Genomic DNA, 21,099 nt, shown 5'->3' with positions numbered 1-21,099 from the left:
GATGGCTCACTCCTTGCGGCCGGCGGGGATCTTCAGGATAACCTCCGTCCCGACGCCGTCCGTGCTGTCTATCGTCAAGCCGTAGTCCCCGCCGTAGACCATCTGCAATCGCATATGGACGTTGCGAAGGCCGATGGAGCCGTTTTCGGCCGGCTCGTCCTTCATGCCGAGCGAGCGCCGGAGCTTCAGCAGCTCCGCCAGCGGAATGCCTCTGCCGTTGTCGCCGACCCGCACGAAGACCGCGTCCGCCTCTGCCGAGCCTTCGACGCGGAGCCGGTTGTCCATGCGATCCGCACGGAAGCCGTGCAGGACGTAGTTCTCGACCAGCGGCTGCACGGACAGCTTCACGATGTCGTGCCTCGCGATCTCCTCGGGCATGTCTATCTCTACCTGCAGCCGCTCCGGGAAGCGGATCTGGAACAGCTCCAGGTACAGCCGGCATCGCTCCATTTCCTCGGAGAGCTCGACGATCATCGCGCTCTTCAGCGAGGTACGGAACAGCGTCGCCAGCAAGAAAATCGAATGACCGACTTCCGGCACGCCGTGCGCTACGGCATTCATCCGGATCGCCTCCAGCGTGTTGTACAGGAAATGCGGATTGATCTGCATCTGCATGGCGACGATCTCGGCGTTTTTCTGCTTGATCTCGGAGACGTACACTTTCTCGATGTAGTGATTCACTCGCTCGCACATCCGGTTGAAGTTGGAAGAGATCTGATACAGCTCGTCCCCCTTGGTCAACGGAATCCGGACGTTCCATTGGCCGATGTCCAGCTTTTCCATGGCTCTTACGATCACTTTGGTACGTTTGGAAAATCGCAGGATCAGAATATACGTGAGGAGGACGGAGCCGGAAATGCATAGCGCCGTCAGGATCAGAATCCAGCGCTTGAGCACCTGCGTACCCGCCCGCATCTCCTCGTAGGGCACCGCCCCCGCGACGATGACGCCAGCCTGGTTGGACGTCGATACGGTGTAGTACGCCCGCTGATCGTCTCTCGGCTTCGGCGCATCGCCGTTCAGCAGATGCTCGACCGGATAGCGCCGGCCGGTCCAGAAGCCATTGGAGTCGTAGAGGACGTCTCCATCCCGCGTAAGCGCCAGCAGATAGCCTTTCATATCCGGCTTTAGACGCTGATTCGGCTTCTCCAACCCGCTCGCTCGGAATCGGACGACGAGCTTGCCGATCGGCGCCAGCGTCGTCGGATTTTTCAGCTCCGCATCGACGGCGTACAGCTCCGTTCCTTCCGCCTCCGCGCCGTCGACGGGATACGCCCCGCTCTGCGCCCCCGCGCCTTCGCCCGACGCGTAGAGCGCCTCCGGCTGCCGGCCGTTCGCGGACAAGATCTCCAGCGATAGCTGCTCGTTGACGCGGTACCGCTCTCCCGACCGTCCGACGAACACAAGCGACTCGATGTCGAACCCGCCGTTGAAAAACGTGGACAACGGTTTAAGCGGGTCGTAAGCGAACGAGCCGTCGTTGAAGTACCGCTTGAAGCTGGTGTCCAAATAACTGGCGTAGCCCTCCTGCAGCAGAGAGGAGACGTCCTGCATGAGCGTGTTGTTCGAATAAAGGCTTTCCCGGATCAGCCTGGCGGCGTCGACGCGCTGATCGAGGTAAGCGCCGATATTGGCCACGGCCTCGCGCTCCCGCGCCATCTCCTTGTTCAGCAGGTACTGCGTGAAGTAGTGATAGATAAAGAAGGACAAGGCGGCCAGCGTCACGATCACCACGGCGGCATAGATCAGCAGAATCTTGTTGAACAGCTTCTGGGCAAAGTGCTTGCGGTACATCTCGGCGATCGTCCGGCCGATCCTGCGTATCATGGCGCTCGCGTCCCTTCTCCTCGTGTGACATTCACTCGGCGAAAGCGTATGCAATTATTATATAAATGAAGCTTGCATCCAACAATCGATCGCGCACGATGCCCAAGCGCTACAGATGGCGCGGACGGACGGGGAAGAGGGATTGCCGCGGCGCTTGCCGTGGCAACCCCTTGCAAACTCTATTATTTATCGCGGGCCGCATGCGACTAAAGTGGAATGATCCAAGATGGACAGTAAAAAATAAAGATGCCCGGCGACTGCCCGGGGATTCCGATCCGCCTTGAAAAGCCGCCCGGCGATCCGGGCGGCTTCTTGGCGATTCCAGCTCTCTATTTCTTCGCATAATCCTTCGCATGGTAAGGCCCGCCCTCGCGCATGACCGTCCACAGCGGGTCCGTGTCGTACGGCATCGAGGCCATCATCCCGTCGTGCCATTCGTTCAGCAGATAGACGGCCTCCTTGCAGATATCCCGGCGCTCTCCGGCCAGATCGCGCTGCTCGAACGGATCGCTTTTGAGATCGAACAGCATCTCTCCCGGGAAGCCGTGATGGCCGTCGTGATAGGTGCGGATGTACAGCCAGTCCCCGAAGCGAACGCTGCGTTGGCATACGTGCGCGCACTGCGAGACGACGAGGTAATCGCGCCCCGCGGCCCCGCCCTGCAGCACCGCGTCCGCATAGCTCTCCCCGTCCCAGGACGGCGCGGCCGGGATGCCGAGCAGGCCGGCCAGCGTCGGCCCCAGATCGAGGTGATAATGCAGCCCCTCGTCGACGGCGCCCTGCGCGCCGCCCGGCCAGCGGACGATCATCGGGATGCGGCAGGTCGCCTGGTCCGCGGTCCCGTGCTCGGAATAGATGCCGAGCTCGCCCATATTTTCGCCGTGGTCCGCGCTGATCAAGATGGCCGTATCCGCCAGCACGCCGAGGCTGCCGAGCTTGGCGAGCACCCTGCCGACATGCTCGTCCATGTAGCGGATCGCGGCGTCGTAGTTGTCGAGGATGACCCGCAGGTCTTCCCGCCGCTCGATCGCTTTGCCGTGTCGCGGGTGCCGGTAATAATGCGACTTGGCGAGCGCGTTCATGTCGTCGATGCTGTGCTGGCCCTTCTTCGCCAGATGGCGCTCGAAGACATCCTCGGTCAGCCAGTCCGGCAGCGGATCGTCCGCGAACGGGCTGCCGTAATCCTCCGGCGCGCGGTACGGCGTATGCGGATCCCAGAAGTTCAGGTGCAGGAACCAATCGTCCTGCGCCCCGTTGTCCTCCAGCCACTTGAGCGCGACCGGCAGCACCTGCTCCGCCGACTCCCCGCCCTTGCCGCCGACGTTGAACACTTCGTTGAAGCCTGCGTTAAACGTCCAGGCCGAGTGCCGCTCCGAAAACGTGCTGACTGACGCCGTCTTCATCGCCGCTTGACGCAGGACGGCAGGCAGGCTCTCCATCGCGAGCCGGTCGTTGAAGCCGCGCGTCTCGCCGTCCCGGCGCATGTCCGCCGCGGTGCCGCCGTGCCCGACGATGCCGCTCTTAATGCCGAACCGGCCGGACATGAGGGCCGAGCGCGACGGCAGGCAAGGCGCGTCCGAGCAGTAGTAATTCGTGAAGCGCACGCCTTCCCCCGCGATCGCGTCGATGTTCGGTGAAGTGTCGCGGTGGTAGCCGTAGCAGCCCAGATGATCGGGACGAAGCGAATCCAGATCGAGATACAAAATTCTCATTATGCGTTACCCGCCTTTGCTGTATTTAACCTTTGACCGCTCCGGCGACCCCGTCTACGAAGAAGCGCTGGAGCAGCAGGAAGATGACGACGATCGGGAGGATCGCGATCGCGCCGCCCGCCGCGATGCCGGTCCAGTCGACGACGTTCTCGCCTTGGAGCGCATAGAGGCCGACCGCGAGCGGACGCAGATCGGGCTTGCTGAGCGTCAGGATCAGCGGCAGCATGAACGAATTCCACGACCAGATGAACTGCATGATCGTCACGCTGCCGGCGACCGGCTTGGCCAGGGGCAGCATGACCTGCGCGAACGTCCGGAAAAATCCGCTGCCGTCCATGACGGCCGCTTCCTCCAGTTCGTTTGGAATCTCGCGGAAAAACGTGGCGAACAGCAGGATAAAAATGATGTGGTTGCCGCCCGCCTCCGCCAGAATAACGCCGAGCAAATTGTTCATGAGACCGAGATTTTTAATCAGGTCGAAAATCGGGATGATCGCGAACTCCATCGGCACGAACATGCTGGCCACCAGGAACGCGAACACAAGCTTTTTGCCGCGGAACGAATGTCTGCCCATAATGTAACCGCAGGTCGCCGTCGCGAAGAGAACCAACACGATTGTACTCGCGGAGATGACGACGCTGTTCAGGAAGTAGGTGTCGAAGTTCGCGCCTTCCCAGGCGCGCTTGAAGTTATCCAGCCGAAATTGCGCCGGAATCAGCTTGAGGCCGTTCGAGAAAAACTCGCCGTCCGTCTTGAAGGCGGCCGACAGCATCCACAGAAACGGGTAGATCCAGACGAAGCAGAACGCGAGCATAACGAGGTGAAATAACGGCTTCTTCAGCGTTCTCATAGCGGCGACCGCCCCCTTATCCGCTTGGTGATCACATTCTGCGCCACGGCCAGCACGCAGATCGTGACGGCGAAGAAGATGCCCGCGGCGGCGGCGTAGCCGAGCTGCGGCAGTCCCATCTCGCTGGAGAATGCATAACGGTAAATATAAGTCGAGACGACGTCGGTGGCGAAGAACGGCCCGCCGTTGGTCATCGTCTTGATCAGGTCGAACGCCTTGAGCGAGTTGACGACGTTCAACAGCAGGATGACCGCCCCGATGGGCAGAAGCAGCGGCACGGTAATGCGGAAGAACAACTTCGAGCCGCGCGCGCCGTCCATTTCCGCCGCCTCGTAGAGCTCCCTCGGAATGCTCTGCAGCCCGGCCAGCCAATACACCATGTTGATGCCGAGGTTTTTCCACACCGATACGATCACGACCGTGAACATCGACCAGCTCGGATTGCCGAGCCAGTCGATCGGCTCATCGAGCAGCCCGATGCCGTGCAGCGCGCCGTTCACGGCGCCGTCGCTCCCCCAGATGAACACCATGATGATCCCGACGATCGACGTCGTCGTGACGACGGGCAGGAAGATCAAGGTGCGATAGAAGCTCGCGCCCCGAAGGCCCGGACGGTTCAGGACGACGGCGAGGACGAGCGGGACGAACAGGTGCAGGGGTACGACGCCGAGCATGAATTTAAAGCTGTTTTTGAACGCGTTCCAGAAGTAATAATCGTTCGCCACGTTAACGAAGTTGTCCGTCCCCACGAAGGTCGCGTCCGACGTCAGACCCGACCAATCCAGCATGGCGTAGTACACGCCGGCCACGATCGGCCAGGCTTGAAACGCCAGGAAAAGCAGCAGCGTGGGCGTTAAAAACAACCAGCACCAGGCCTGAATCTTCAGGCGCGACTTTTTGGTCTCAGCGGTCCGTCCCATGTTGTCCTCCCCGTCGGCCGAGCGGCCGTCACTTCAGCGCTTGATAGTCTTCGGCGGAAAAATCCTTGTCCGGGCTCCAGTTCGGGAAGGAGAAATCGCTGCGCTCGACCTTCGCGCCTCCTGTCTTGGCCTGCGCGATCGCCGCATCCAGCGCCTTGTCGATCTGGCCCGACAGCTGCTTCAGCGGGGCCGCGGGATCCTTGAGCGAACCTGCGACGACGCCTTGGAGAATGTCGCCGAGTCCCGGCTTCGGGTCCTTGAAGCTCGCCATGACGGCCGACGCTTCGGGATTGCGCACCGCCACGCTCGGCACGAGGCGCGAGTACTGCTGCACGATCTCGTAGTACTGCTTGAACTGCGGGATGTCCGCGGACGACTCGTTGACGTCCTTCAGGATCGAGAAGCGATCGCCGTTCTTGACGAGGACGGACTGGTAGTCCTTGCTGAAGTATTCCTTGAGATAGATGGCGGCTTCTTCCGGATGCTTGGTGGAAGCGGACATCCCGATCCACGGCGCATAGGTCGAACGAGGCAAATAGCCGTTCTGGCCGTCGTCCGGCACCGGCGGCGCCATGACGCCGAAGTCCAGATCCGGATTGTTCTTCGTCCAGGTGCCGACGTTCCATTCGCCCTGAACGATGAATCCCGCCTGTCCTTCGGCGAACAGGGCGCGGGCTTCCGGCGCGGAGAGGCTCATCGTTTTCGGATGGTAGCTGCCGTCCTGCTTCAGTCCCTTGAACAAATCGAATACGCCCAGCACGGCCTTGGAGTCGTAGGCGGCCTGTCCGTCCTTCAGGCTGACCGGCGATTCGGAGGCGAAGCCGCTGCCAGCGAGCGCCGACCATTCGGTCGCGGCGAGCTTCCAGCGGCCGATCTGCTTGCCGCCTTCGATAATGCCGTAATACTTGCCTTTCCCGGCGGCCGTGATCTGCTTGGCGGCCTCGCGTAATTCGCCGTACGTCTTGGGCGGATTGTTCGAATCGAGGCCGGCTTCCTGGAAGAGCTTCTTGTTGTAAAAAACGAGCGTGCTGGGTACGCCGGTGAGCGCGGGGATCGAATAGATCTTGCCGTCCAGCATCGTCGTGCCTTCGGTGAACGCGCCGTCCACGAAGCTGCTCTTGAACGCGTCGTCGAGATAAGCGTCGAGCGGCTGGTACCAGCCTTCCTTCACCGCCGTGCTCAGCTTCATCGTGGCGGGGATCGGGAACAGGTCGGGCGCGTCGCCCGATTTGATGGCGGTCAGAATCGTATTCTGGAACTGGTCGACCGTCAGCAGCGTATATTCGATCTTAATGTTCGGGTATTTCGCTTCGAAGTCTTTGATGAATTGCTCGCGGTAGGACTTCTCGCTGTCGGCCCAATCCATGATCCGGAGCGTGACCTGCTCGCCGGATGGCGAAGACGGAGCCGCAGCCGAGGAAGAAGGGCTGGCGGACGCGCCGGCGGATGCGGAAGGCGAGCTTGCCGATTCGCTGCCCGACCCGTTATTCGAGGATCCTGAGCAAGCGGTTACCGCTTGTACGATTAGTGCCATGGACACGAGCGCTCCTGCATGCTTCCATTTCATTCTCAACGATAATCCCCCTCTGATTTGGTTGGATCCGCAGAACAAAAAAAACTTCAAGATTCCCGATGCGGCAGCGTTTTTAATGCCGCCGGCAAGGTTTCTTGAAGTTTATGTTAGTTTATATTTCATAATCGAACCATGTAGGGACGATGCTTCTTCTTGTAATTTTGATACTTTTGCGATAATCGGTCGGCGATTGTCCGAACGCTTTCTGGAACGCCCGGCTAAAGTGCGCCGCATCGTAGTGCCCGCTATGCTGCGCGATGTGATCGATCGTATAATCCGTATTTTCGAGCATCTGCCTGGCCTTTTGCAGCCGCATCTTCTTGAGCATCTTCATCGGCGTGATCCCGTAGATCTTCTGGAACGCCCGGCTGAAGTAAACCGGATTCATATGGTAGATCTGGGCGAGCTCCTCGCGGGAAATGTCTTCTTCGAGCCCGTTCTCGATATAATGCAGCGCGTTGTTGAAGCGGTCCGTGACGATCGGGTCCCGCGAGGACCGCCGCTCCCCCAGCTTCGTGCTCTCGAGAATCTCGTGCAGCAGGAAGAAGGCCAGGAAGCCGGTCTGCACGGTGCGGAAATCGTCTTCCTCCTGCAGCCACAAGCTCCGGAGCTCGTCGAACTTTTTTTCGTACAGACCGGGGTCACGCACCTTGACCACCTTGCCGAGCGGAAATACGTCGAAAAAATCTTGCTCCCCCTTGACCTTAATGTCGACGTTGAACAAGTAGTGCACGCCGTCGGTCTGGGAAATGACGTTAAACGGCTTGTGCGGACGGTGAATCATCACGTCTCCCGTCTTGGCTACGAACTCCTTGTCCTCGAATGTCGTGATGACCTCGCCCTTTTGGATATAAGAGACGGTATAGCAGGATTGGACGTAATCGAAAATGATTCTGGACTTGTACTGAACCTTCGTCACGTTCAATACGGCGATGCGCAGCTGGTCGTGAACTTCATACGACATGCCCGCCCCCTCCTTCCTATCGCTCGTCCTCGTCGTCGCGGAACAGTTCGTCCAACACCTTTTGCCGATTTTCCAGAAACGCTTGGTCACGATTGTAGAATCGGCGGATCATCTCCCCGCCGCACGATCTTTTTCCTAGCATAACCGTAACGATTCTTCGCGCCGGGGTCAACTATTGCGGGTCGTGGTCTCTGTAACCAACCTTGCTTTCAGTCGTTTTAACGATATCCCCTTCTGTCAGGATAGCCCTTCAGGGCGCTTCCTTTAACCGCTCGCAAGCCGCTCGACTTATCGCATTGCCGAGACTCGATTAATTGCGACGTTCGTCCGCTCCGCTTCCCGACTCGGACAAACGTCCAAACTTGTCCCTTGCGCCTGGAATAACCTGCTGTATATTCCCTCAGGAGGTGACGGCGTGCTTCAATTAAACGGAATCGTTGGCGGAAAGTCGCCGATCTCGCTAGGTGCCGGAAAGGGCATCGATGTCCAGACGATCGTGATCGATGTGCCAAAAGGCAAAAAGCTGGTGCTGAAAAGTTTGAATTTCCTGTTGTCCAACGACGCTTTTGTCTTCAAAATCGAAGCCTTGCCTTCGACCGGAACGTTTACCGCGAGGGGCGGGGCAGGCGACTTGACGCCTAACAAGGTGCTATTCAACAACACGACCGGCGACGGGGTCCGGATTTTTCTCAACATTTCCGTCCGCAATAGCGCGCGGAATACGCGGACGCTGGACCGTACCTCCAGCTGGCTGCTCAAGCTGGCCCGCGTCTGAGGCGTATCCGCAGCAAGCGTGAGTCAAACACCATACTGCGCTCATGGGGCTCTCTTTTCGCGCAGCTCCCCACGCGGGGTGCGGCGGCGCGTGTCGGCTGCCTTTGGGCAGATCAGTGTGAACATGCCTTGCTGCTTAGGCAGAGACGACTTCTTCTACCGCCGCCGATCGATTAGTTGCTGAAAAGCAGTTATTTCCCCTCATCGATCCGCGCCAAAGCATATAAGTGTCAGAAGGCATTTAATTCCTGCGAGATGGGCGTTTCTGCCTCTTCTTGAGGCAATTTACTGCCTTATAGCAACTAATTTGTTCATTTTGCAATTACGACGCGGAAATAGATGTCTTTTAACCACTATCGCCTCCGACGATCCCGATGCTGCCTATGCCCCGACACTTCCGACGCCCCTGATTCCCCCGATGCCTCGGCGCCCCCCCGCCGCTGCGCAGAAAAACGCCAAGCCCGGGGGCTTGGCGTTCTTACAGCGTTTTTGCACCGTTCTTGTACCGTTCTTGTACCGTTCTTGCACCGTTCTTGTACCGTTATTGTACCGTTCTTGTACCGTTCTTGTACCGTTCTTGTACGATGTTACTTCTGCAGCAAATTGTACACCGACTGCGCGGCTTCGGCGCGCGTCGTCACGCCTTGCGGCGCGAACTGTCCTGCGCCCCGGCCGGACAGCAGGCCGAGCGACGAGGCTTCGGCCACGTAAGGCGCCGCCCAGGCCGCGATGCGGTCCGCGTCGGCGAAGCTTGCGCCTGCGCCGGAACCTGCCGCGGTGCCGTGCAGGTAGTGGTACGCCTTCACGATCATCGTCGCCATCTCCTGGCGGGTGATCGCGCCGCCCGGATCGAACGTGCCGTCGCCGCGGCCCGTCACGATGCCGGCTTCCGCTGCCAGCGCGATCGGCTTCGCGTACCAAGCGCCTGCCGATACGTCGGCGAAGGATTGCGTGCCTTCGTCCGTCAGCTTCAACGCGCCTGCCAGCAGCTGCGTGAACTCGGCGCGCGTGATCGTGCGGCCCGGCTCGAACGTCGTCTCGCTCGTACCGCCGACGATTTGCTTGGCCGCCAGCTCCTTGATCACGTCGATCGCCCAGTGCGAAGCCGGGACGTCGGCGAAGTTCTTGGTGACTTCAAGCACCGCATACTTGCTGAAGTGGTGAATCTGCGCGACATACGTACCGTCGACATACTTGCTGTCGACATACTGCCGCTGTCCGTTGCCCGTCAGGTAGAAGATACCGCCGAGCTTCGGATTCGTGACGCCATCCGCCTTCAGCGACAGCGTGATCGGCGCGTCGAACGTCGTCACGGCCGTGCTTGCGTCGCCAACGACAATAGTCAGCGTGAACTCAATGACGTCGCCTGCAAGGCGTACGGCAGTAACGTCGGTGGAACCTCCAACCGCCTGCGCAGCCTCAGCCGCGTCGACTGCCTTGAACGATACCTGCACCTGCGCATCGCCGAGGCGATCCGCCGGAATCGCGGCCGCCAGCTGTTTCAGCACGGCTGCCGGCAGCGTGAGCGACAGGTCGCCCGCCTTCAGCGCCAGGCTCTTGCCTTCCGCCTTGCCGAGCAAGCTCATCGGCAATTGCACCGTCTTCGTGCCGACAGGCAGCGTCACGGATGCACCTGCGTCGCCCACCGTCAGCATCGCGTCCGTCACCTTAAGCATGCCGTCTGCCGATGGCGTACCCGTTCCAGTTCCCGTGTTCGGCGTCGTCACCGGCGGGACGTACGGCGGTACATAGATCGGCGCGATCGTCAGGCTTGCCGCCACCGTTGCCGTGCGTTCCTCCGCATCCGTCGCCGTAATCGTCAGCGGGAACGTGCCGCTGCTCGTCGGCGTACCGGAAATGTGCAGTGTCGCAGGATCGAATGTCAGCCCTGTCGGCAATCCGCTCACGCTCCACGTATACGGCTCCGTGCCGCCCGTGGCTGTCAGCGTCAACGCTTGATCATAAGCGCTGCCTTCATTGCCCGATACGAGCGCGCTGCCGGCAGTTGGCGCTACAATTGTCAGCTCGACTGTGCCCGGATCGCCTGGATCTGTCGGATCGACCGGATCCGATGGCCCGACGATGAGAGATGCCGTCATTTCCCGGGAAACATTGGCGGAATCCGTCACGCGAATGACGATCTCGTACGGGCTGCCGACATCCGTGCCCGCAGCCGGTACGCCGCTAATCTTCTGCGTCTCAGCATCCAGCGCAAGCCCTTCCGGCAGTCCCGTCACCGCCCAGGTGTAGGGCTCGGTGCCGCCATAAGCCGCCAATTGCATACTGTATGCCGCGCCAACCTTAGCGGACGGGATCGCATTTCCGCTTGCCGGCTGCCCGATGCCCAGCGCCTCACCGACCGCCAGCGTGTTCGTTACGGATGCCGTCTCGCCGTTCGCATCCTTCGCCGAGATCGTGACCGCATACGGACTCGCGGCTACAGCTCCATCCGCTACGAAACCCGTTATTTTCCCGCTCGCAGCGTCGAAGCGCAATCCCTCCGGCAGCCCCGATACTGACCACGAATAAGGAGCGGATCCGCCCGTGGCTTCAAGCGCTAGCGCCAAGTCGTAAGCGACGTCGGGCCGCGCGGCCGGAAGCGTCGCGCCTTCAACAGGCTTCGCGATCGCCAGCGGATCGGCAGGTACGCTGCCCGGGCCGAAGACGTTAAGCTCGTTAATCGTCCATCTCCAAAAGCCGTCGTAGCCCGTCTGCGTCACTTTGATATACCGCGCATCCTGTGCAGTCCAGCTCACTCTGAGCAGTTGGGCGCTGCCGGTACCCGTCGCTGCGGTCGTCCAGCGCTCGCCGTCGGCGGACAGCTCCACCCGGTATCCTCTCGCATAGTCGAACGTCGCGTTCGCGCCCGCATCCAGCCAGAGGCCGTTCGTGCGATTCGTTTTGCCCATGTCGAGCAAGTACCACTCCCCGCCGACCTGCCCGGCATCGGTAGACCATTGCCGCCCGGCATCGCCGTCGAAGGCGAACTCAGGCGCCGCGCCGAAGGCCGTTGACGAGGCTGCCGCATGCCAGCCCGCGCGCTCCAGCTGCACGTCCTCCGGCCCTGAAGGCGGTACGCTTGCCGGATCTTTGAACGCCTCGCCGGTCGCGGTCAGCCGATCCGAAAGATCGTACAGCGACGTGTAAGCGCAACCTTGATCATGCGCGCAATTGTCTCCGAACCAGGCGTAGCGCTCGACGAAAGGCAGCGATTCCAGCATCGGCAGCAGCTGCGCGACGAACGAAGACGCAAGCGCCTGGGTCGGCGTCCGATAGGTCGTACCGAACGGAATGGCCCCAATCTCCGTGATCCAGATTGGTTTGCCGTACTTGTCGTGAATGGCCGTAAGCGTGCTTTTCAGCTTGGCAACCGCTTCCGGATCGGTGAAGTCCGGATAAACATGCAGCGCGATAAAGTCGACGGGATAGCCGGCCGCCGCCGTCTGCGTCATGAAATCGTCCAGCCAGCCTTTGCCTGCCGCGTAAGAATTGTCGTACGTATACGCGACGGCTGGACTGCCAAGCCGCAGTCCCGTATCCATCAACCGCGGCCACAGCTTGATCGCGTCGGCCACGCTTGTGTTGGACTGCTCCGCCAGCTCGGGCTCGTTGTACCCCAGCACGCTGTCGTACCTTCCCGCCGCCTTACCTTCCTTCAGCTTCGCGATCGTATCGTCCGTCACCGCGCCCGGTCCCCACAGCATCGGAACATAGTCCATGCCGGTCAGGCTGCCTGAATAGTCGATCGACCAATTGTACGTCCAGCCCGCGCCGACATCCGCCAGCTTGGCAGGATCGGTCGACAAATACTTGATCGCGGCGACGCCTTTCTTGACGGCAATCGGCTGTGGCTGTGGATCGCCGGCAATGACCGAGACGACGGAGTCCGCCGAAAAGCCGCCATCGTTTGTCGTCGCTGTAATCGTGGCGCGCCCCGTCCGAAGAGCCGTGACTCTGCCGGCGTTATCTACCATGGCGATGGCCGGATCGCTGGAATGCCAGGTTACCGTTCGATCGCTCGCGTCCGCCGGACTGACGACAGCCTTCAGTATGACAGCCTGCCGTTCCTTCAGATCGAGCGCTGCCGGCTCCACTGCGATGCCGGTCGCAGGCGTAGCCGCCCCGCTGACATAAACGTTAATCTCGTTAATCGACCACCAGTTGGCGGACGCCGTCCCCGTCTGAACGATGCGGATGTAACGGGCGGTTTGCCGTCCGACAGTCGCATCGATCGTCTCCAAGCCTACCCCCGAAGCGATATCTGTCCAGGCTGCCCCGTCGTCCGAAACCTGGATACGGTAGCCGCGTCCATAATCGCCGCCCGACTCGATCTTCACGCGATCGAAGGCGCGGGCCGCCCCCATATCGATTTGAAACCACTGGTCCCCCGACGGCAGCTGCGCTTCCCGGTTCGCCCAGCGCGTGCCGGCGTTGCCGTCGATCGCATTCGCCGCGGTCGAATCTCCGCCTGCATCCTTATATGCCGATGCGATCCAGCCTGCGCGATCCAGCGCCGTCCAGACGACGCTGCCGTCTCCGCCCGCATACTCGGCGACGGTCTGGCGGACGCCGCCCTGCGTAGCCGCCGTGCCCGTCCGGTTGACGACATGGCTGATCTCGCCGTTGCCCGCCAGCAGCACGGAGGTCGCATGATGGATTTTCACGCCCGGCACGTCCGGCACCTCGATCGCGCTGTCCAGCTTCACGACGGCATCCCTGAAATAGGAGTAAACGCCGAGGCCCCACGCTTCGTGGTCCTTAACGCCGTCCGCCACCTTATAGGAAGCGTAGCCGTTCACCTTTCCGCCGCCGCTCATCCACGACGCTTGATCGGGCACCTCGTACGGAATTTCGGATTGGTAAAAGTAGAGCTGTCCGCGTTCGCCGTTCCAGAGCGTCTGATAGGCATTGTGGTGCTCATTGAACAAGCCGTAGACGGTGACGTCCTCGCCGTTCACGACGAGCCCGTTCATCGAGTCGTTCGTCCGCCACCCGCCTGCGCTCGCGCCGTGATCCGCGCGCCAGATCCAGAAGTGATCGCCGATGACATCGTCGCTGTTGATGACCAGGTTCGCGTCCGTCTTGCCGGCATGCGCGCCGCCGACGCGGAAGAACAGATCGTGCAGCGAGATCGGATTCGCCGCGTGGTCCCGGCTTGCGCCATCGGGTCCGACCTGGAGCAGCTCCGGAGAACCGGCGGCGCCCGCGTCGAACAGCAGGCTGGAGACGATGATGCCGTCTTCGTCCGCCACGGTCATCGCGGCTTTGCCTTCGGGCGGAATCAGGGTGGCGAAGCCGAGCCCCATGACGATGGTGTTCGGATGGCTGACGCGAATCGTATCGGACAGATGGTAGATGCCCGGCGTAAACAGCACGTTCATGCCTTCGCTCAGCGCGGCGTTGATGCTGTCCGCGTCGGAGCCGTCCGGGCTCGCGATATAGAAACGGTCTAGCGGAACCGAGGTGCCCGGCGTAGATCCGTTTTGCCAGCTTACCCCTTGGCTGTCCTTGGATACCGACGGGACAAACACCTCGTAAGCCCCTTCTTCGTCGAGAAAGAGGTACGGCTTTTCCCGCATGAGCGGCGTCTTGTTGACGACCGTATACGGATCCGCCGGGAAGATGCCCGAGGGCGGCTTCTCGTCTCCGACGAATACCATATTCCAGACGCCGTTGGACCAGCTGCCGTATGCATTGTTACGCGAAAACCACTGCTGCTGCGAGGCCGGCACGATCATGCCGTCGATTTTGGAGTCGGCCAAAAAGCCGCCGCTCGCGAGTCCCGCATTCCACCACAGGTCGAAGTCGAACAGCTCGAGCTGGCCTTTGACATGCACGCGCCGCATCGGGGCGGCTTGCGCGACCGCCCACTGCGCGGACGAGCCGGCAGGCGGCGTGACGCTGAAGTTCTCGGCGGAGCGCCAAAAGTTGACCAAGGCGTTGCCGTCGTTCCAGTCGGCGTTCGCATTCACGGCGCCGCGGATATCGACGTCGTCGGGATCCTGCCCGAGGCCCGACACCTGCGTGTAGAAGCCGACCTTGACGCTCACGCCTTCGTAGACGCCCGGCTTGAAAAGCATGGCATGCCGCCCGCTGCCGAATTCGCTCCGCTCCTGCTCGGCGAAGATCGCGTCGGCCGCCGCGTTGATCGCGGCCGCGCCCATCGATGGATCGAAGACATGCACGTACGGCCCGAACGGACTGTCTCCGGGGATGCCGGATACCGCGACAGACAAGCCGGATTCGACGCCTCCGACTACGGCGGATATTTTGTAAAAGTAGGTGCGGCCCGACTCGACGTTCTTATCTGAATAAATCGTTCCGGCTGCATCGCCGGTTCCGATCCGCTCGAACGCAGCGCCAGGACCGTCCGCGCGGTAGACGCGGTACGCGTTGGCACCGGCGGCCTCGGACCAGCTCAGCTCGCAGGACTGCGCCGTACATTGGACAGCGAGACCGGACTCGCCGGGATAGGCCTTCTCGCTGTCGTACAGCCGCACCTCCGCGACCGTCCATGGCGAAGCATGGCTGCCGGTCTGCCAAACGTTGACCAGCCTGGCCGTTGTCCGCGGTACCTTGATCACCGTCACGCCGGACTGACCGGGCACTGTCGCCAGCGTCGCCGACCAGTTCGCATCCGACTGAATGGTGTATTCCCTGCCATAGTTCGGGGAATCCCCGGCGTCGATGGCGATTGAGTCGAACGCAGTCTGCTTCTGCATGTCGATTTGCAGGACGAGCCCCCAGGGGGATTGGTTTTTGGCGCTCGTCCAGGCCGTCGACGGATCGCCGTCGAACACAGCCGCCGAGATGGCGTTCAGATCTGGCGCGCCGTCGTCAAGCGTGGTCGTAATCTTCCAGCCTGCGGGATCGAGCGCGCCCGTGGGCAAACTTGCCGACGGGTTTGCGGCTGCGGCTTGATTGCCCGGCGCGACGAACGCTAGCGACAGCGTCAGGATTAACGCCAGGAGGGCGCTTAAGGAAGCGCCGCCCCGTTTTCTCCAATTCGGTTTACGATTCATTGTGACTCTCCCTTTTTCCGTCATTCTATTTAGCTATAAGCGTTGAACTCGTGAACGGACCAGTAATTCGCCGGGGCGGTGCCCGTCTGTACGACCTTGACATATCTGGCGGTCACCGGGGCAAAGTCGATCGTAATCGTCGCTCCCGTCCCCGTGCCGCTAGCGATGGCGCTGCCCCAGCTCGTGCCGTTGCTCGAGACGAATATCTGGTAGCCGCGCGCATAGTCGCCGCTGCCGTTTGCGTCCAGGACGATCCGGCTAAAGGTGCGGGAACCCGTCATATCCACGGTGAAATATTGGCCGGATGCCTGCGCCAGTCCCGTCGTCCAGCGCGTCGCCGGATTGTTGTCGAACATGTTGGACGTCGGTTCGATGCCGGCGGGGCTTGCAGTCGCCGTCCAGCCGAAACGAAAGAGCGGCGTCTTGGGCAGCGCCTTGTAGGTCGTGCCGATCGCGGTCAGATTGTTGCTCGCATCGTAAAGCGTCGTGTAGGCGCAGCCGGCGTCGTTCGAGCAGTTGTCGTCGAACCAGGCGTACCGCTCGACGAACGGCAGGCTTTCCAGCATCGCGACAGCCTCGGTCATAAACTTCTGGGCGCCCGCTACAGTCGGGGTTGCGGACAGCTGGCCGGCGTCGATCGCGCCGAGCTCGGTAATCCAGATCGGCTTGTGATACAGGTTGTAGAGGTTCGTGAGCGAAATGCGCAGGTTCTCGGCCGCGTTCGGATTCATGAAGTCCGGATAATAATGCACCGCGATAAAATCCACATGATAGCCGTTCGCCGCGGTCTGGCTCATGAAATTCTCAAGCCACGTCTGCCCGTACGCATAGGTCTCGGCGGACATGGCGACCGCGGGACTGCCGAGGCGGAGACCCGTGCTCATCAGCGTCGGCCACAGCGCCACGGCGGACTCGACCGACATGTTGGCCTGCTCGTACAGGTCCGGCTCGTTGAAGGCGAGCAGCGCCTTGAACTTGCCTGCGGCCTTGCCCTGGGCAATCGTGGTCAGCGTGGACGACGTGACCGCGCCCGGCCCCCAGATCTGCGGCACGTACTCGATAGAAGTGCCGTTGGTGCCGGGGTAGTCGATAGACCAGTTGTACGTCCAGCCGACGCCGATGTTGGTCAGCTTCGCGAAGTCGGCCTGCGACTGGCCGCTCGCCAGGTACTTGGACGAGCCGACGCCTTTCTTGACCGTCGCGCTCGTTGGGACGGGCGTCGTGATGGCCGCGGCCGTCGGGCTGAACGCGGACACGTTGCCGGCCGCATCCTTTGCGCGGATCGCATAGCTGTAAGAGGTCGATGCTGTAAGCGCTGTGTTGCTGTACGAGGTCCCCGTCGTGCTTGCGATCTTGGTGCCGTAGCGATAGACGTCGTAGCCGGTGACGCCGACGTTGTCCGAGGCGGCGGGCCAGCTAAGATTGATCTGCGCGCCCGAAGCCGCCGTAGCGGTCAGGCTTGCCGGCGCCGTCGGCGCCTGCGTATCCGCGGCGAGCGCGCCCGAAGGCCATGCGTTCCAAGCCAGCAATGCGACGAGCAGCGCCCATAATGAAGCCGAAAGGCCATGTTTAGAACCGATTCTCACGAGTCTTCCTCCTCAGTGATCGTTCTGTGCCTGCAACTCTAACTGTATGCGCTTCCATAAAGCGAGACAATCGCCCCATTTTTTGGCTGGACCTGCTGATTTTTTAGGTAGTGTCGCTCCTGCATCGCCCTACGACACACACTCCGCGGTCTGCAATCGCAACATTCGCTCCTGCACCGCTCCCAAGGCACATCCCGTCCACTGCAATCGCAAACCTTCTATTTTCCCCAGCCAGACGAAACCCCAAAGTCTTATCAAATCCCACCATCCCCAAAAAAATCAGACGGCTGGCCAAAAAATGGGACACTTACCGGCCGGCGTGAAGCCCCTTACACTTTGAAGCACGGGCCGACACGGTCCCGGCGACGCCATAAGACACGGGGGCTTCCCCGACCGGCCACTTGCCGGCGGGCGAAGAAAATAAAGGAGGATCCTTTCACATGCTCAAGTCTCAAAAGAAATCGCTCGCTGTGCTGTCCGGCACGCTGCTGACCGCCGCGATGCTGTCCGCTTGCGGCAGCAACGACAATAACGGCGCCGCCTCGGCGAGCCCATCCGCATCCGAGCCGTCCGCGACGGCATCGGCATCCGCCTCCGCACCGGCCTCGTCCGCAGCGGCCAGCCCATCCGCAAGCGCTACGGAGAGCGAGCGCTACGAAAAGCCGGTGACGCTCAAGCTGCTCATCGACAACCAGACTTCCACAGAAGGCATCAAGGCGATCACCGACGAGATCGAGAAGCGCTACAATATCAAGACCGAATTCGACCTGCGTCCCGGCGGCGGCGAAGGCGACAACCTCGTCAAAACGAAGCTCGCGACCGGCGAGATGGACGATCTCAACTTTTACAATGCAGGCTCGCTCTTCAAGTCCCTCCAGCCTGAAAAGTACTTCCTCGACCTCACCGATGAGCCGTTCATGAACAACGTGGTAGACTCCTTCAAGCCGACGGTCAGCGTAAACGGCCGCGTATACGCCGGTCCGAGCGGCTCCTCCCAAGCGGGCGCCTGGCTGTACAACAAAAAAGTTTACGCCGAGCTGGGACTGTCCGTGCCGAAGACCTGGGACGAGCTCAAGGCGAACAACGAGAAGATCAAAGCCGCGGGCAAGACGGCCGTCATCGGCTCCTACAAAGACAGCTGGACGTCGCAGCTCATCCTGCTGGCCGACCAGTTCAACGTGCAAGCCGCAGCGCCGACTTTTGCCGACGACTTCACGGCGGGCACGGCCAAGTTCGCCACGACGCCGGCCGCGCTGCGCAGCTTCGAGAAGCTGGCCGAGATGAAGCCTTATTTGAACAAGGACTACCTGTCCACCACCTACGACCAGGCGCTCAAGATGCTCGTCGACGGCACGGGCGTCCAGTATCCGATGCTGACGTTCGCCCTCTCCAACATATTTGCCACGTATCCCGACAAGATCGACGATATCGGCGTCTTCGCCCAGCCCGGCGACAGCGCGGACAGCAACGGCCTGACCGTATGGATGCCGGCCGCCATCTCGATCTACAAGGACGGCAAAAACGTGGAAGCCGCCAAAAAGTGGCTCGCGTTCTTCGACACGCCTGAGGCAATGGCGCTCATGGCCGCCAAGGCGAAGCCGGAAGGCCCTTATGTCATCAAGGGCGCCGCGCTCCCGGAGGATGCATACGGCGGCGTCAAGGATATGCTGCCTTACTTCGACAGCAACAACAACGCGCCTGCGCTTGAATTCCTGTCGCCGCTCAAGGGCCCGAACCTGCCGCAAATCACGGTCGAAGCCGGCTCCGGCATGAAGTCGCCCGAAGACAGCGCGAAGGCGTACGACAAGGACGTTGAAAAACAAGCCAAGCAGCTCGGACTGGCAGGCTGGTAAACAAACGCAAGAAGCTTGCAAGAAGCCTTTAGCAAGCACCCCATCGATCGGCCCTGCGATATCGCCGCAGGGCCGATTTATGAATCCGATAGGAGCGAGAGAGAATGACCAAAGCATCCAGGCGATTTTATTCCTACGCATTCCTGCTGCCCGCCGGCATCGTCTACTTCATCTTTTTCCTGCTGCCGACGCTCATGTCTTTTTTCTTCAGCATGACGCGCTGGGACCTGGTCGATTGGGAATTCATCGGCTTCGACAACTACGCGACCTTCTTTTCCGAATCGTCGCTGAATATCGGCTTCCGCAACACGCTCATCTACGCCGTCGTCACCTGCGCGCTGAAGGTCGTCTTCGGCCTGCTGCTCGGCGTGGCGCTGACTTCTTCGCTGCGGGTCAAAAGCTATCTGCGGTCGGTCGTCTTCTTCCCCACCCTGCTCTCGACGATCGCGGTCGGCATCGCCTTCAGCAGCATGATGCATCCGACGCAGGGGCTGATTAACCGCAGCCTGTCGGCGGTCGGCATCGCGGGTCCCGATTGGCTGGGCGACACCGGCATCGCACTGCTGTCCGTCGCGCTGGTGGACGTGTGGAAAGGCGTCGGCATGGCGACGGTCATCTTTATCGCCGGCATCATGTCGATTCCCGAGGAGTACTACGAGGCGCTGCAAATTGACGGCGGCACCGCTTTCGCCAAGTTCCGCTATATTACGGTCCCGTTGACCGCGCCTGCCATGAACTCCGTCATCATCCTCGCCTTCATCGGCGGACTGCGCTCGTTCGACCTCGTCTGGGCGATGACCAAGGGCGGCCCCGGCTTCAGCACCGACCTGATCGCCTCCATCATCTACAAGCAGTACCAAGGCGGCTTCTACGGCCTCGCGACCGCGGGCAACGTCATCCTGTTCATCGGCGTCTCGCTGCTGGCCTTCCCGCTGTTCCGATTCCTGAACAAGAGAGAGGTGGACCTATGAGCCGCTCCGCCCGCCGCATCGCGCTCGAAGCGCTGGCCATCCTGCTGTCCGTCGTCGTTTTCTGGGTCCCCTTCTACTTCGTCATCATCAACTCTTTTAAAAATCGCACCGAATCCTCGTTGCTCGATATCCGCTGGCCTGGCGCGTTCGAGATTTACAACAACTATAAAACCGTGCTCACCGCCCAAGACGGCATGGTAACGCGGGCTTTCCTGAACAGCGCCGTAATCACGCTGCTATCGATCGCCGTACTCGTCGTCGTCTGCGCCATGGCCGGCTATGTCATGCAGCGCAGGACGGACCGGTGGTCGGGCACGATCAGTTTCCTGGTACTGGCCGGGCTCATGATCCCGCCCGCCATCGTGCCGACGATCTGGGTGCTCGACGCCATCCATCTGTTCAAAACGATGAGCGGCATCGTGCTGATCGAGGTCGCGCTCGGCATCTCGTTCGCGACGATCCTGTACAAGGGCTTCATGGCCACCATCCCGCGCGAGATCGACGAAGCCGCGATCGTGGACGGCTGCGGCAGCCTGCGGCTGTTTTTCCGCATGATCTTCCCGCTCCTCGCGCCGGTCACCTCCACCGTGGTCGTCCTCTCCGCCGTCGGTATCTACAACGATTTCGTGAACCCGCTCTACTTCTTCCCCGGCGCGCGCAACGCGACGATCCAACTCACGCTCTACAACTTCACGAGCCTGTACAACACATCATGGAACCTGCTCTTCGCCGACATCATCCTGATCTCCATCCCGCCGCTCGTCCTGTTCATTTTCTTCAACAAGAAGATTGTAGCGGGCATGACGGCAGGGGCGGTTAAGGGTTGAAAAAGTAACCTGGCTGGAAGCGAGCAAGCGAGGATGGCTATGGAACTTCGGACTGTCTTCGAGTCGGCTATTTTTTATCTTAATTGCATGTTCTTTCTGCGGTAACCGGTTTTGTTACTTATCGCTGTGTTAGTTTTACGCCCCTCTTTTTCATAAATGCGGCTTCTCAGTTCGGAACCTTTGCTTTATGTGCAGACAGCGGTATTACCTATCGGGCATA

At 60.9% G+C, this 21,099-nt stretch carries 12 protein-coding genes; 4 read left to right on the top strand and 8 right to left on the bottom strand.

Annotated features, from left to right (window positions below; all coding sequences use genetic code 11):
• Window positions 1–6: 6 nt before the first annotated feature.
• The 6 genes from ACFSR7_RS10135 to ACFSR7_RS10110 form a co-directional block, all read right to left on the bottom strand.
• Window positions 7–1,827, bottom strand: coding sequence for a sensor histidine kinase (locus ACFSR7_RS10135; RefSeq protein WP_378161096.1), 1,821 nt, complete (start codon window positions 1,825–1,827; stop codon window positions 7–9).
• 329 nt (window positions 1,828–2,156) lie between these two features.
• Entirely contained in the window at window positions 2,157–3,539 is a 1,383-nt protein-coding gene (locus ACFSR7_RS10130) for a sulfatase family protein (RefSeq protein ID WP_378161094.1), read from the bottom strand.
• Window positions 3,540–3,564: 25 nt separating this feature from the next.
• Complete coding sequence (locus ACFSR7_RS10125; RefSeq protein WP_378161092.1) at window positions 3,565–4,389, bottom strand: carbohydrate ABC transporter permease; 825 nt, start codon at window positions 4,387–4,389, stop codon at window positions 3,565–3,567.
• Window positions 4,386–5,309, bottom strand: a complete 924-nt coding sequence (locus ACFSR7_RS10120) for a carbohydrate ABC transporter permease (RefSeq protein WP_378161090.1) — start codon at window positions 5,307–5,309, stop codon at window positions 4,386–4,388. Before ACFSR7_RS10120 ends, ACFSR7_RS10125 begins: the two co-directional genes overlap by 4 nt.
• A gap of 28 nt (window positions 5,310–5,337) precedes the next feature.
• On the bottom strand, window positions 5,338–6,876 hold the full coding sequence (locus ACFSR7_RS10115; RefSeq protein ID WP_378161178.1) for an ABC transporter substrate-binding protein: 1,539 nt from the start codon (window positions 6,874–6,876) through the stop codon (window positions 5,338–5,340).
• Between the two features lie 118 nt (window positions 6,877–6,994).
• Window positions 6,995–7,846, bottom strand: a complete 852-nt coding sequence (locus ACFSR7_RS10110; RefSeq protein WP_378161088.1) for a helix-turn-helix domain-containing protein — start codon at window positions 7,844–7,846, stop codon at window positions 6,995–6,997.
• Window positions 7,847–8,261: 415 nt separating this feature from the next.
• On the opposite strand from ACFSR7_RS10110, the gene ACFSR7_RS10105 reads away from it, so the two are divergent.
• Entirely contained in the window at window positions 8,262–8,621 is a 360-nt protein-coding gene (locus tag ACFSR7_RS10105) for a hypothetical protein (protein ID WP_378161086.1), read from the top strand.
• Window positions 8,622–9,207: 586 nt separating this feature from the next.
• Here ACFSR7_RS10105 and ACFSR7_RS10100 read toward each other — a convergent pair.
• Window positions 9,208–15,642, bottom strand: coding sequence for a glycosyl hydrolase (locus tag ACFSR7_RS10100; RefSeq protein ID WP_378161084.1), 6,435 nt, complete (start codon window positions 15,640–15,642; stop codon window positions 9,208–9,210).
• 29 nt (window positions 15,643–15,671) lie between these two features.
• Window positions 15,672–17,228: a glycosyl hydrolase gene (locus ACFSR7_RS10095; protein ID WP_378161082.1), complete on the bottom strand. Its 1,557-nt coding sequence runs from the start codon at window positions 17,226–17,228 to the stop codon at window positions 15,672–15,674.
• A gap of 440 nt (window positions 17,229–17,668) precedes the next feature.
• Between ACFSR7_RS10095 and ACFSR7_RS10090 the strand changes: the two genes are divergently transcribed.
• From ACFSR7_RS10090 to ACFSR7_RS10080, 3 genes are all read left to right on the top strand, one after another.
• The gene (locus ACFSR7_RS10090; RefSeq protein ID WP_378161080.1) at window positions 17,669–19,081 is read left to right on the top strand and encodes an ABC transporter substrate-binding protein; all 1,413 of its coding nucleotides are present in this window, start codon (window positions 17,669–17,671) and stop codon (window positions 19,079–19,081) included.
• Between the two features lie 104 nt (window positions 19,082–19,185).
• Complete coding sequence (locus ACFSR7_RS10085; RefSeq protein ID WP_378161078.1) at window positions 19,186–20,052, top strand: carbohydrate ABC transporter permease; 867 nt, start codon at window positions 19,186–19,188, stop codon at window positions 20,050–20,052.
• Window positions 20,049–20,879, top strand: coding sequence for a carbohydrate ABC transporter permease (locus tag ACFSR7_RS10080; RefSeq protein WP_378161077.1), 831 nt, complete (start codon window positions 20,049–20,051; stop codon window positions 20,877–20,879). The genes ACFSR7_RS10085 and ACFSR7_RS10080 overlap by 4 nt, the downstream gene beginning before the upstream one ends.
• The last annotated feature ends 220 nt before the right edge of the window (window positions 20,880–21,099 follow it).

It is taken from the genome of Cohnella sp. GCM10020058, from assembly GCF_042683485.1.
Classification (GTDB): Bacteria; Bacillota; Bacilli; order Paenibacillales; family Paenibacillaceae; genus Cohnella.
This window is presented reverse-complemented; position numbering and strand designations above follow the sequence as displayed.